Raw genomic sequence first — 13,437 nt, 5'->3', positions numbered from 1 at the left:
CAAATTATCCTGCATAAATAATTGTTTTTCAATTAATTGATTTAATTTTAGTTCTTTATAAAATCGATATCATTTTATGGAAGAACTAACACACATCAAATCAATTATAGGAATTATTCTGGGATTGAGCTTAACGCATCTCATAAAAGGATCTGTGATTTTTATTCAGCATCCGGGACGAAAGAAAATTTATTTTGTACACTCGCTTTGGGTATTTTATGTTTTTTTGCTGATCATACATTTTTGGTGGTGGGAGTTTAATCTTAAACTGATTCAGGAATGGTATTTTGTCGATTACTTTTTCATCATCTGTTACATTCTCATTTATTACTTGTTGTGTGCGATTTTATATCCCGATGATTTGGTTGATTATAACGGATATGAAGATTATTTCTATTCGCGGAAAAATTGGTTTTTCTTGATATTAGCCATAAGTTTTATTGCCGATATGATTGATACGGCAATAAAAGGCGGCGACTATTTTCTGTACAATCAAGAGGAATATTATGTGCGTATTATAAGTCATGTTTTGCTTTGTTTGGTCGCCATAAAGGTTCACAATAAAACCTTTCATACTGTTTTGGTAGCGCTTTTTATAGTTTATGAGCTTTCTTATATTTTGCGATTATTTAATGTAGAGTAACCGATTATTTGATTTTATAATTGAAAAAATAATTTTTGATTTTATACATTTGTAAGAATAACAATCTGATTATAACTTAAAAACAAATAAATTATGAAAAATAAATTTACAATTATAGTTTTCGTAGTGGCATCACTACTAAGTTTTTCTTGCGGAAAAGACGATATCGAAAAGGGATTGGATTGCGTTGCAGAATCTATTTATGTGAAACTTCATAACAAAACAGACGAGACAAATATTAAAAAAATGGATTATTCTATTGAATATTCCGGAACTTATACTTTAAAATCTGTAAAGTGGAATTTTGGTGACGGAACTCCTGCACAAACAGTTACAGTAGGAAGCGGAACTACAACTTCTATTTCACACATATATGCAGCGGCAGGCACTTATACAGTAAAAGTTGATGTATCTATTCAAAACGGAAATTCAACTTGTACATCATCGCCAACCAGAAGTATTACAGTAAATTAGTAGCAGTTTGACAGAAGAATTCTTAATTGTAATTTACGAATTCTTCCACTCTTCGATTGTTAGAACATAGGCAGAACGAAGAAAAACTTTTGTTGTTAATACGCGATGTACTTCTTCATCGCGATCGGCACAACCATCAGACAAAACGGTGATTTTATAATCTTTATCGGCGGCTTCGGTTGTGGTCGATAAAACAATTCCGCTTGTGGCGTAACCTGTAAGTACAAGATGTTGAATGCCTTTCGATCTTAAAATAACTTCTAACGCACTTCCTGTAAAGGCACTTATTCTGCGCTTAATTACATGTATATCATTTTCTTGTGGAGCTAAAGCCGGGTGAACTTTGGTAAATTCTTCAAAATTAATATGGTTTATGTGCTCTCTCGTTGATGCAAAAGTTTTGTTGTTGGTACTAATTTCAGCTGCTCCGTTTTTAAAACCAAGTGTAGCATAAATAATCGGAATGTTTTTAGACCGGGCAATCGCAATTGCTTTTGCTACATTTTCTACAATTTGAGTAGCATCAGAAAGATTTGACAATATTGCGGGCTGCATATCCATTACAAGTAAAGCTGTATTTTGACTCATTTTTTGAATTTTGATGTATTAATAATTAAACAACTTGCTCAATGAGTTCAAGTCTTTTTACAATCGAATTTTTGATCAGGATTGTTCCCGGAGATAATACAGCATTGGCGCCAATTCTGGAATTATCGCCAATTAACGATCCAAATTTGTCCGAGTTTGTTTCGATAATTTCTGAATTATAAAGCACAGAAATTTTCTTAACGGCTCTTTCATTGTAATGATTTGCTGCAATCGAACCAGCTTCAAAATTGATGTTTCTGCCAACAATACTATTTCCGATATAATTAAAATGTGCAACGGCAGTTTCAGAAAAAACAACACTGCTTTTGATTTCACAGCCAGGACCAATTTTTACAGATTCATCCAGATAAACGCCTTCTCTAAAATAAGCATTCGCCCCAATGTAACAGTTTTTGCCAATAATAGCCGGTGTTTTTATAGTTACATTGTTTTCGATTATGGCAGTTTTATGAATCGCTATATTGTTTTCAATAACAAAATCATCACCAAGATCAGGAATCATTTTTTCGATTATATTTTTGAGATTGCTTGTAATAGTCCAGGGTTCTGATTGAGGAAGATCTTTGAAAGTAGTGGAGAAATTTTCTATAAAATCGTTGATATGGATCATTGTAATTTTTTAATTGCAATTTACTTAATTCTTTTTGTTTTAAATAAATTTCACAGAGATATACAAAGAATTTCACAGAGGTTCACGAAGTGATTTTTTTAAAAACTTCGTGAATCTCTGCGAAACCTTAGCGCATCTTCGCGGAATAACATTTAGAAATAACTTTTTCCCTTTAAACTTTGTCGTATTCTTAGCAAACATTTCATTAAATTTGCTTCCATTATAAAAAAATACAATAGTTATAAAAATCAAGCTATGTTACAAATCGCATTTATTAGAGAGAATCAGGAGAAAGTAATCAAGGCTTTAGCAAAACGTAATATCGATGCTAAAAGCGTTGTTGAAGAAGTGGTGCAATTAGACGAAACCCGTCGCGCAACACAAGTAGAATTAGACAATACTTTAGCCGAATCTAATAAATTGTCCAAAGATATAGGCGAATTAATGAAAGCGGGTGAGAAATCTAAAGCCGCAATATTAAAAGAAAAAACCGTTTCATTAAAAGAAAAAAGCAAAGAATTGGGCGAAAAAGCGGAAGCTTTGGCTGTCGAATTAACCAATAAATTATACACTTTACCAAATCTTCCGGCAGATATTGTTCCCGAAGGAAAAACTCCGGACGACAATTTGAATGTTTTTCAGGAAGGCGATATTCCGGTTTTACACGAAAGCGCACAGCCACATTGGGAATTGGTAAAAAAATACGACATCATCGACTTTGAATTGGGTGTAAAAATTACAGGCGCAGGATTTCCGGTTTATAAAGGAAAAGGAGCTCGCTTGCAACGTGCCCTAATCAATTATTTTTTAGATAAAAATACGGCTGCAGGGTATAATGAAGTTCAGGTTCCGCATTTGGTAAACGAAGCTTCAGGTTATGGAACAGGTCAATTGCCGGATAAAGAAGGGCAAATGTATCATTCAACAATTGATGATTTATATTTGATTCCAACTGCTGAAGTTCCGGTAACGAATTTATTTAGAGATGTTTTATTAAGTGAGACGGAATTGCCGGTTTTATATACGGCTTACACACCATGTTTCCGTCGTGAAGCAGGTTCTTACGGAGCGCACGTTCGCGGATTAAACCGTTTGCACCAATTTGATAAAGTTGAAATCGTACGCGTTGAACACCCGGATAATTCTTATGCAGCATTGGACGGAATGGTAGAACACGTAAAAGATATTTTAAAAGAATTAAAATTACCATACCGTGTTTTACGTTTATGTGGTGGCGATATGGGTTTCACATCGGCTTTGACTTATGATTTTGAGGTGTTTTCTACAGCACAGGATCGCTGGTTAGAAATTAGTTCAGTTTCTAATTTTGAGACTTTCCAGGCCAATCGTTTGAAATTACGTTTCAAAGACAAAGACGGAAAAAACCAATTGGCACACACACTTAACGGAAGTTCATTGGCTTTGCCAAGAGTTTTGGCCGGAATTTTAGAAAATTACCAAACGCCGGAAGGAATCGTAATTCCAGAAGTTTTACGCCCTTACTGCGGATTTGATATTATAGATTAACTTTATAGTTAAACCTGACGGGTTTTTAAAACCCGTCAGGTTTTCTAAAACCCACGACTAAAAAAACTGAAATATGAAAAACATCTTTATCTATATCGTTTTGTTGTGGTCGACTTTTGCAATATCCCAAAATGAGCAATTGGCTCAATATTACTACGATAAAGGCGATTTCGAGAAAGCAAAAATAGCTTACGAACAGCTTTTAAACAGTTCGCCATCCAACACCCAATATTTTTTAAGAACAGTCGAATCTTACCAGCAATTACAACAATTTGACGTGGCTCAAAAAGTAATTCAGGAAAGATACAATCGCTACAAACAAGGCGTTTTTTTAGTGGAATTGGGTTATAATTACCAGCTTCAAAAAAACGACTCGAAAGCCAAAAATTATTACGAACAGGCTATCGAAAAAATCAAAACAAGTCCGAATGATGTTTACGGAATTGGAAGTTCGTTTGAGAAAAAAGTATTACTGGAATATGCTTTGAAAGCGTATGAAACAGCAATGCAGGTTCAGCCCAACTACAATTTTAATTTTCAAATAGGAATGTTGTACGGTCAGTTAGGAAAAACCGATACGATGATTGATCTTTTATTGACAGAATCCTATAAAAATCCGCAGAATTCAAATTTGATTCAAACGCAATTGTCCCGCTTTATGCAGGGTGAAACAGACAATACAGCTTTTAAAGATGCTATGCGAAAAGCATTAATCCTGAAAACCCAAAAAGATCAGGATGTGTTTTGGAATCACTATTTGAGTTGGTTTTATGTTCAGCAGAAAGAATTTGGTAAAGCCTTTATTCAGGAAAAAGCGATTTACAAGCGCGAACCGGAATCTTTGATGAGTATCGTTAATTTAAGTCAGTTTGCGATGAATGAAGATGACGACGAAACAGCAACTGAAATCCTGAATTTTATTCTGCAAAATACCAAAGATGTAGATTTATTGATTCAGACGAATGCTTATTTGATGCAGATCAAAATTGATAATGCACAGGAAAAAGATTATCCGTTAATCAATACCGAATTGCAACAATTGCTCGCAACTTATGATATAACTCCTTTTACCTTATCTTTGCAAATAATTCAGGCGCATTTCCTGGCTTTTAATTTGAAAAAACCTGAAGAAGGTAAGACGATTTTAAAAAGAGCGTTAGATCTCAATTTAAATGATTATCAAAAAGCAGATGCCAAAATGGAATTGGCGGATATTTTGCTTTTGGAAGAAAAGTTTAATCAGGCATTGATTTATTATTCGCAAATTCAGTTGGATTTAAAGAATGATGTAATGTCGCACGAAGCGAGTTTGAAAGCTGCAAAAACAAGTTATTTTAAAACCGATTTTGAATGGGCTTTAAAACAATTTAAAGAATTGAAATCGGCAAGCACACAATTGATTGCCAATGACGCTCTTGAATATTTTTTACTGATAAACGATAATACGGTTGCTGATTCGACACAAACAGCATTAAAGCAATTTGCAAAAGGTGACTTTTTGATTTATCAGAATAAAAAACCGGAAGCAATTGCGCAGTTTCAGAACATTCTAAAGTCGTTTAAAGGACAGGAAATTGAAGCTGTAACAATGTTGCGTTTAGGTAAAATCTATGAAAGTCTCAAAGATTATAATTCGGCTTTAAGCCAATACCAGCAAATCATTGACAATCATAGCGACGGAATTTACGTAGATGAAGCGCTGTTTTTTTCGGCAGAAATTTACAACGATGAATTGAAAGATGTAGAAAAGGCAAAGCCATTATATGAGAAGGTAATTTTTAACCATCAGGACAGTATTTACTTTGTTGATGCCAGAAAAAAATACCGCGAGTTAAGAGGAGACAAAAATTTATAGTTTGGTTGAACCGTTTATTCGGTTAAACGTTTAACCGAATAAACGATTAAACAAGAAAAAAATGATTATTTACAACGTTACCACAAATATACACGAAAGCGTTCACGACCAATGGTTAAAATGGATGCAGCAAAAACACATACCGGAAATTCTGGCAACAGAAAAATTTTCTTCAGCAAGAATTGTTAGGGTTTTAATTGAAGAAGAAATGGGTGGAATTACGTATTCGGTTCAATATACAACAGACAGCAAAGAAACCTTAGAGAAGTATTATCTGGAAGAACAACCAAAATTTGATAGAGAAGCTTTGGAATTATTTGCCGATAAAATGCTTTCTTTCAGAACGGAGTTAGAAGTTATTTCGGAGCATTAATTTTTGAGTTTCAGTAACAGAAATTGCCCGCTGATTTGACGGATTAAACAGATTTCCGCTGATTTTTAGATTTTAAAATTTGCGATAATTTGTGTAATTGCTTCGACTGTTCGCTATCGCTCGGGTTGTGGCAAAAAAATAAATAATAAACTTTGCGTCTTAGTGCCTTCGTGGCAAAAAAAACATAGTGCCTTCGCGGCAAATAAAAGATAAAATGGAAAAAGTAAAAGCCAAAAAACATTTAGGACAACACTTCCTGAAAGACGAAAGTATCGCAAAAGCAATTGCAGATACTCTAAGCTTAAATGGATACGATGAGGTTTTAGAAATAGGACCAGGGATGGGTGTGTTGACTAAGTATTTGCTTGATAAACCAATAAATACGCACGTAATCGAAATTGATACCGAATCGGTAGTGTATTTAGGTGAAAATTATCCAAAATTAAAAGATAAGATTATCTCTCAGGATTTTCTGAAATACAATATCAATGAGGTTTACAAAGACAAACAATTTGCTATAATTGGAAACTTCCCATACAATATTTCGACTCAGATCGTTTTTAGGACTTTAGAGTTCAGAGATCAGATTCCTGAGTTTTCCGGAATGTTTCAAAAAGAAGTAGCAGAACGTATTTGCGAGAAAAAAGGATCTAAAGCTTACGGAATCTTATCCGTTTTAGCGCAGGCTTTCTATATTACCGAGTATTTGTTTACTGTTGACGAAAATGTTTTTATTCCTCCGCCCAAGGTGAAATCGGGTGTGATGAAAATGACCCGAAAGGAAGATTATAGTCTTCCGTGTGGCGAAAAGTTGTTCTTTACTGTGGTGAAAACTGCTTTTCAGCAAAGACGAAAAACATTACGTAACAGTTTGAAAACATTAAATTTAACTGATGATTTGCGATTAGACACTATCTTTGATAAACGTCCCGAGCAACTTAGTGTAGAAGAATTTATTGAACTGACTCAAAAAATAGAAGCCGATGGAGTTCAAAGTTAGCAAAGAATTAATACACCAACTAGAAGAGCATATTGTTCAGAAAAACGACAAAGAACTTGAAGTTTTATTGAACGATCTGCACCATGCCGATATTGCCGAAATTCTGGATGAACTGGATTTCGACGAAGCAACCTATATTTTCAGGGTTTTAGATAGTGATAAAACAGCAGAAATTCTTCTGGAACTTGAAGATGATTTGCGTGAAAATATCTTAAGCCGACTTTCGCCTAAAGAAATTGCAGAAGAGCTTGATGAGCTTGAAACCAATGACGCAGCGGATATTATCGGGGAACTTTCGCAGGAAATCAAAGCAGAAGTAATCTCTGAAATGCTTGACGTCGAGCACGCAAAAGACATTGTAGACTTGTTGCGTTACGACGAAAATTCTGCCGGTGGTTTAATGGGAAAAGAGTTAGTAAAAGTCAATGAAAATTGGAATGTACTAACGTGTGTGAAAGAAATGCGTATTCAGGCCGAAAACGTATCGAGAGTACATTCTATTTATGTTGTTGATGATGAAAATCGCCTAAAAGGGAGATTGTCACTTAAAGATTTATTGACAACATCAACCAAAACTCAAATTGGGGATATTTATATTCGAAAATTAAATTTCGTAAACGTAGATACCGAAGATGTTGAGGTAGCGCGTATCATGCAAAAATACGATTTGGAAGCCATTCCGGTCGTAGATGAATTGGGCCGTTTAGTTGGTAGAATCACGATTGATGATATCGTAGACGTAATCAAAGACGAAGCCGATAAGGATTACCAGTTGGCGGCGGGTATTACACAAGACGTTGAATCTAATGACAGTGTTCTGGAACTGACAAAAGCGCGTTTACCGTGGCTTTTAATCGGTATGGTAATCGAAATTGTAGCTTCTTTTGTGTTGAAAGGAAACGAAGAGATATTCAAACTCCATTCTACTTTAATTATTTTCGTGCCTTTGCTTTCGGCAACAGCCGGAAATATTGGGGTTCAGGCTTCTGCTATCGTAGTACAGGGTTTGGCAAACGGAACTTTAAAGGAATTTAGCCGTGGTTATTTTACGAAGGAAATTACCGTTTCGATGATTTCCGGAAGTATTATTTCATTGCTTTTGTTAGGCTATCATTCGATTATGTACCAACAATATTTAGTAGGATTTGCCATTTCAATTTCGATGATTGTTGTTATTTTATTTGCTGCGACTTTAGGAACTTTAGTACCGCTTTTTCTTCATAAAAATAAAATCGACCCTGCTATTGCAACCGGTCCGTTTATTACAACAACCAATGACGTTTTTGGAATCATGCTCTACTTTGGAGTAGCAAAACTGATTCTTGGATTCTAAATTTTTTGCAACAAATTAATAGATTGCAGTGATTTAAGATCTGTAAAATCTGCGTAATTTGTGGCTGAAAAATATGCTATTAACCAGCCAATAAATAAGAAATGAAAGTACACATAATAGGAGGAGGGAACCTTGGGGTTTCTATTGCCTTGGGAATTGCAAAATTTTCTAAAAATAATCAGGTTACAGTAACGAGAAGAAACATTGCCAGTATTCAGTATTTAACTGAATTTGGAATCACGGTTTCTAACGATAACAAACATAATATTCAGGAAGCCGATGTCGTGGTTTTGACCATAAAACCCTATCAGGTTGATATTGTTTTAGCAGAAATTTTACCGGTAATTGCTGGTAAAACAATTGCTTCGGCAGTAAGCGGCTTGTCTCTTGAAGCGCTTCAGACAAAAACAAATAACGAATATCCGGTTGTTAGAATCATGCCGAATATCGCAGCACAATTTGGAGAATCAGCAACTTGTATTTCTTTCCCTGAAAAGGATAGGGAAAAAGCCTTGCCAATTGTTGATTTATTTCAGGATTTAGGAACTGCTCCGGTTATCGACGAAAAATTAATGGATGCAGCAACAGTTCTTGGCGCTTGCGGAACAGCTTATGCTTTAAGATATATTAGAGCTTCAATGCAGGCCGGAATCGAAATTGGATTTGATTCTCAAACCGCTTTGGCAATTGCGGCACAAACCGTAAAAGGAGCCGCAAAAATGTTATTAGAGGAAAAAGTGCATCCGGAACAATTAATCGATCGTGTAACGACGCCTCAAGGCTGTACAATCGTAGGATTGAACGAAATGGAGCATAATGGTTTCAGTTCGTCTTTAATAAAAGGAATCAAGACTTCTTTGAAACAGATTAAAGGATAGGTTTTTAAAGAAATTCCAATATAAAAATTCCAAATTCCAATTCTAATTGGGGTTTGGAATTTTTGTTTAACGCACAGTTTGTCATTTCGACGTAAGGAGAAATCACATTAGAAACTCGACAAAGATTGTCGATTCTGTTTGTAGAATTGCGAGTGTGATTTCTCCTTACGTCGAAATGACAATATTGCTTATAATTGGAGTTTGGAATTTGTTGTTTTTGGAATTTAATAACGTATTGTTGAACAATAATCTATTAATAAAGGAAGATTTTCTTCATTAATAAAATCTTTAAACATCGTTCTGTGATAATCTAATCCTAATTCATCAATTTTAGTACTGTCGATTTTGTGGTTTTTCTCAATCATCCATTTTACATATACCAGTGAATCTAAGTTGCGAAGTGCCGGTCCGGTACTTTTTGCGTCTAGTTTGTGGCAAGCTGTACAAACAGAATTAAATATTTCTTTTCCTTCAGATTGGTTTTCTGTTAATTTAGGACTTGATGTTCCACAAAAAGGGACTGGAATTTGGTAATTCAAATCAGGCTGCGGGTCTTTAATTGTTATTATTAGATATAATATTATCCCAACAAGCAAAATGATCAATGTTATAGAAGAAAAAAGTATTTGATTGATTCTTTTCATTTAAAGTAAAATTGGAATTTGGACTCGAGCACTAGCGAACAGGCGAAGCAATTTAAAAGATTGGAATTTTACTTTTTTACTAGTTGAATATACTTCAAACCACATTCAGAAATCTTAGTATAAGAATTCATCGCATTGCCATAATTCTGAATCGTGAGCGTATCTTTTCCATAACTCGCGTCAATTCCAACAGGAATTTCTAATTCGTGTTTAGGTTTTGAATCGGCAAGAGAATCATTTTCTTCCTCATTGCTAATATCTCCTTCGTATTCATCCCATTTTATTCCTTCCAGAACCAAATATTTTTCGCCTGATTCATTTGTAGAAAAAGTCGCTTTGCCTTTTACTTTGCGAAGATTTGTTTTTAAAAAGTATTGATAACCGTCTTTGTTTTTTGTTATTTCTACAGAAATATCACATTCGGCGGTTTTATAAATCCCTTCAATTGATTCTTCATTTTTATTTATTTCAACAGAAATTTCGGTTTTAGGAATATCTTTTTCAACGACATTCTCAACTTTTTTATTCGTACAAGCTGAAATTAAAAAAACAGAAAGAATGATATAAACGATTGTAAATACTGGTTTCATCGTAATTAAGCTTTTTTCTTAGACAAGATATATTTGAGATAAACAAATCCGAAAATTCCCGAAAGAAGAGAAGCAATCAGAATCGCGATTTTTGAGAAAACAATAACTTCCGGATCTTTAAATGCCAGTATTGTAATAAAAATAGACATTGTAAAGCCTATTCCGCCCAACATTCCTGCGCCCAAAATATGTGTCCATTTTAGTTTTTTTGGCAGAACACAATATCCCGCGCTCACTCCGATAAAAGAGAAAAGTAAAATACCAAGTGGCTTGCCAATAACAAGCCCTAAAATAATACCCAAAGTATTAGAATGATTTAATCCCTGATGCCAGTCAGATCCAATGGCGATGCAGGTATTCGCAACAGCAAACAAGGGCAAAATAATAAAGGCAACCGGTTTATGTAAAAAGTGTTGTAATTTGTATGAAACTGATTTTTCGCCGCCATCTCCAAACGGAATCACAAATGCCAATATAACGCCCGTAATAGTTGCGTGAACTCCTGAATTCAGCATAAAATACCACATTGCAACTCCGCCAATTAAATACGGAATTAGGTTGTGAATTTTCATTCTGTTCAACACAAACAAGAATGCCCAAATTCCTAAGGCAATAGCAAGGTTTACAAAAGCAATAGAAGTAGTGTAAAAAATAGCAATTACAATAATAGCGCCCAAATCATCAATTACGGCAAGTGCTGTTAAAAACACCTTCAATGATGGCGGGACTTTATCGCCTAAAAGCGATAAAATTCCAATTGCAAATGCAATATCTGTAGCCATAGGAATTCCGGCTCCGTTTTGAGTATTGGTTCCGTAATTTAAAGCCAGAAATATGGCTGCAGGAACCAGCATGCCTCCAAAGGCCGCCATAATGGGTAAAGATGCATTTTTTATACTTGATAATTCACCATGATAAATTTCGCGTTCTAATTCTAAACCAATCAGTAAAAAGAAAATCGTCATTAAACCATCATTAATCCAATGCGTGATCGAATGCCCGCCTAAATCTGTTTCCCACAAATCAATATATTCTGTCTGTAATGAAGAGTTGGCAAGACAAAGCGAAAGTATAGTGACAAAAAGCAGTAAAAGACCTCCTGATTTTTCGTTTTCAAAAAAAGCTTTAAAAGTTTTCGTTAGTTTCATATTTTATTTTAATGCAAATTCGACAGCTTTTTTGGCGTGAATTTCTGCAGTGTTAAACAATTCAGCAGTAGTAAATTCATTGTTAATTAAGAGTTCAATTTCTGTACAGCCTAATATAATTCCTTCTGCACCTTTATCAATTAAATCAGATATTATTTCTAAAACAATATTTCTTGATTCATTATTTACAATTCCTTTTACCAATTCATCGTATATAATTCTATGTATTGCTGCTCTTTGGGTTTCATCCGGAATTATGGTTTCTATTTGATGCCTGTTTAATAAACGGCCTTTAAAAAAATCCTGTTCCATAGTAAATGATGTTCCTAATAAACCTACCTTTTTAAAATTCTTTTCTTTAATTTTTTGAGCGGCAGCATCACCAATATGAATTAATGGAATCGAAACACTGGCTTCTATTTCGTCAGATAATTTATGCATCGTGTTTGTACATAATACGATAAAATCGGCACCGCCTTTTTCTAGACTTTGAGCGGCCTCAACCATTAATTCGCCTAGTTTTTCCCAGTTTCCTTCTTTTTGCAGTAAGGCAATTTCATTAAAATCTACAGAATATAATATGCATTTTGCAGAATGTACACCACCTAGTTTCTCCTGCGTCGTTCGATTTATTATTTGATAATATAACGAAGAACTTTCCCAGGACATTCCGCCAATTAAGCCAATTGTTTTCATAAATCCCTTTTATGCGAATTTACGCATTTCTTCCCAAATTTATTTTGTTAAAATAATAAAGGCTATTTTTTGTTACTTTGTTTTCCTAATAAAGTTTTTAATTTATGAGTACTAAAATTCTACATATCGACAGCAACCATCCCATACTTTGGGCGCAATTAGAAGAAGCTGGTTTTGAAAATCACGCCGATTTTAAATCATCAAAAGAAGAAGTCGAAGCAAAAATCCAGGATTATAACGGAATCGTAATTCGAAGCCGTTTTAAAATTGATAAAACATTCCTGGATAAAGCAACCAATTTACAGTTTATTGCCAGGGTTGGCGCGGGTTTAGAAAGTATCGATTGTGACTATGCCGAAGCAAAAGGAATACACTTAATTGCGGCCCCGGAAGGTAATCGCAACGCTGTTGCAGAACATTCACTTGGTGTAATTTTGTCTTTATTTAATAATTTAAATCAGGCAGACGCCGAAATAAAAGCGGGACACTGGAATCGCGAAAGTAATCGCGGTCACGAACTTGACGGCAAAACAGTTGGTATTATTGGTTATGGAAACATGGGTAAAGCTTTTGCTAAAAAACTTCGTGGTTTTGAGGTAGAGGTTTTATGTTATGATATTTTGGACAATGTAGGAGACGAAAATGCAAAACAAGTTTCATTGCAAGAATTACAGCAAAAAGCGGATGTTTTGAGTTTACATCTTCCGTGGACTCCTGAAACAGACAAAATGGTTAATGCTAATTTTATTAATGCATTTTCTAAGCCCTTTTGGATAATAAATACTTCGCGTGGCAAAAACATTGTTACGGCAGATTTGGTCGAAGCTATGAAGGTTAAAAAAGTTTTGGGAGCAGGTTTGGATGTTTTGGAGTATGAGAAATTATCTTTTGAAACCCTTTTTCAGGATAAAAATACGCCGGAAGCTTTTCAGTATTTATTGCAAGCCAAGAATGTTTTATTGACTCCGCATATTGCAGGGTGGACATTCGAAAGTCATGAAAGGCTGGCACAGGTTATTGTAGATAAGATTAAAAAAGTTTATTCTAAGTAAATTGA

General features: G+C 34.6%; 15 protein-coding genes. 9 read left to right on the top strand and 6 right to left on the bottom strand.

Features of this window, described 5'->3' with window-relative positions; genetic code table 11:
* Window positions 1–76: 76 nt before the first annotated feature.
* Both BUE22_RS06845 and BUE22_RS06840 read left to right on the top strand, forming a co-directional pair.
* Window positions 77–643 (top strand): hypothetical protein, encoded by a 567-nt coding sequence (locus BUE22_RS06845; RefSeq protein ID WP_073394339.1) that lies wholly within the window; start codon window positions 77–79, stop codon window positions 641–643.
* A 93-nt stretch (window positions 644–736) separates the two neighbouring features.
* Window positions 737–1,117 carry a PKD domain-containing protein gene (locus BUE22_RS06840; protein ID WP_073394338.1) on the top strand — a complete coding sequence of 127 codons (381 nt, stop codon included), beginning with the start codon at window positions 737–739 and terminating at the stop codon, window positions 1,115–1,117.
* Between the two features lie 33 nt (window positions 1,118–1,150).
* On the opposite strand, the gene BUE22_RS06835 is transcribed toward BUE22_RS06840, so the two are convergent.
* Window positions 1,151–1,705, bottom strand: a complete 555-nt coding sequence (locus BUE22_RS06835) for a cysteine hydrolase family protein (protein WP_073394337.1) — start codon at window positions 1,703–1,705, stop codon at window positions 1,151–1,153.
* 25 nt (window positions 1,706–1,730) lie between these two features.
* Window positions 1,731–2,336, bottom strand: a complete 606-nt coding sequence (locus BUE22_RS06830; RefSeq protein WP_073394336.1) for a DapH/DapD/GlmU-related protein — start codon at window positions 2,334–2,336, stop codon at window positions 1,731–1,733.
* A 255-nt stretch (window positions 2,337–2,591) separates the two neighbouring features.
* Between BUE22_RS06830 and serS the strand changes: the two genes are divergently transcribed.
* From serS to proC, 6 genes are all read left to right on the top strand, one after another.
* On the top strand, window positions 2,592–3,863 hold the full coding sequence (gene serS, locus BUE22_RS06825; protein ID WP_073394335.1) for a serine--tRNA ligase: 1,272 nt from the start codon (window positions 2,592–2,594) through the stop codon (window positions 3,861–3,863).
* Between the two features lie 73 nt (window positions 3,864–3,936).
* Window positions 3,937–5,718, top strand: coding sequence for a tetratricopeptide repeat protein (locus tag BUE22_RS06820; RefSeq protein WP_073394334.1), 1,782 nt, complete (start codon window positions 3,937–3,939; stop codon window positions 5,716–5,718).
* A gap of 61 nt (window positions 5,719–5,779) precedes the next feature.
* Complete coding sequence (locus tag BUE22_RS06815) at window positions 5,780–6,091, top strand: DUF4286 family protein (RefSeq protein ID WP_073394333.1); 312 nt, start codon at window positions 5,780–5,782, stop codon at window positions 6,089–6,091.
* A 214-nt stretch (window positions 6,092–6,305) separates the two neighbouring features.
* Window positions 6,306–7,091 (top strand): 16S rRNA (adenine(1518)-N(6)/adenine(1519)-N(6))-dimethyltransferase RsmA, encoded by a 786-nt coding sequence (rsmA, locus tag BUE22_RS06810; protein ID WP_073394332.1) that lies wholly within the window; start codon window positions 6,306–6,308, stop codon window positions 7,089–7,091.
* A complete protein-coding gene (gene mgtE / locus BUE22_RS06805; RefSeq protein ID WP_042563528.1) occupies window positions 7,075–8,424 on the top strand; it encodes a magnesium transporter in 1,350 nt (449 codons plus the stop codon). Before rsmA ends, mgtE begins: the two co-directional genes overlap by 17 nt.
* Window positions 8,425–8,525: 101 nt before the next feature.
* On the top strand, window positions 8,526–9,302 hold the full coding sequence (gene proC, locus BUE22_RS06800; protein WP_073394331.1) for a pyrroline-5-carboxylate reductase: 777 nt from the start codon (window positions 8,526–8,528) through the stop codon (window positions 9,300–9,302).
* 224 nt (window positions 9,303–9,526) lie between these two features.
* On the opposite strand, the gene BUE22_RS06795 is transcribed toward proC, so the two are convergent.
* From BUE22_RS06795 to BUE22_RS06780, 4 genes are all read right to left on the bottom strand, one after another.
* A complete protein-coding gene (locus BUE22_RS06795) occupies window positions 9,527–9,946 on the bottom strand; it encodes a c-type cytochrome (RefSeq protein ID WP_073394330.1) in 420 nt (139 codons plus the stop codon).
* Between the two features lie 68 nt (window positions 9,947–10,014).
* Window positions 10,015–10,536: a hypothetical protein gene (locus tag BUE22_RS06790; protein WP_073394329.1), complete on the bottom strand. Its 522-nt coding sequence runs from the start codon at window positions 10,534–10,536 to the stop codon at window positions 10,015–10,017.
* Between the two features lie 5 nt (window positions 10,537–10,541).
* Entirely contained in the window at window positions 10,542–11,684 is a 1,143-nt protein-coding gene (gene nhaA, locus BUE22_RS06785) for a Na+/H+ antiporter NhaA (RefSeq protein WP_073394328.1), read from the bottom strand.
* A 3-nt stretch (window positions 11,685–11,687) separates the two neighbouring features.
* Window positions 11,688–12,380 carry an aspartate/glutamate racemase family protein gene (locus tag BUE22_RS06780; protein WP_073394327.1) on the bottom strand — a complete coding sequence of 231 codons (693 nt, stop codon included), beginning with the start codon at window positions 12,378–12,380 and terminating at the stop codon, window positions 11,688–11,690.
* A gap of 104 nt (window positions 12,381–12,484) precedes the next feature.
* Between BUE22_RS06780 and BUE22_RS06775 the strand changes: the two genes are divergently transcribed.
* Window positions 12,485–13,432: a 2-hydroxyacid dehydrogenase gene (locus tag BUE22_RS06775; RefSeq protein WP_073394326.1), complete on the top strand. Its 948-nt coding sequence runs from the start codon at window positions 12,485–12,487 to the stop codon at window positions 13,430–13,432.
* Window positions 13,433–13,437 lie beyond the last annotated feature (5 nt).

Source organism: Flavobacterium pectinovorum, from assembly GCF_900142715.1.
Taxonomy (GTDB): domain Bacteria; phylum Bacteroidota; class Bacteroidia; order Flavobacteriales; family Flavobacteriaceae; genus Flavobacterium; species Flavobacterium pectinovorum.
Note: the sequence above shows the minus strand (reverse complement) of the source record. Positions and strands in the feature narration are given on the sequence as shown.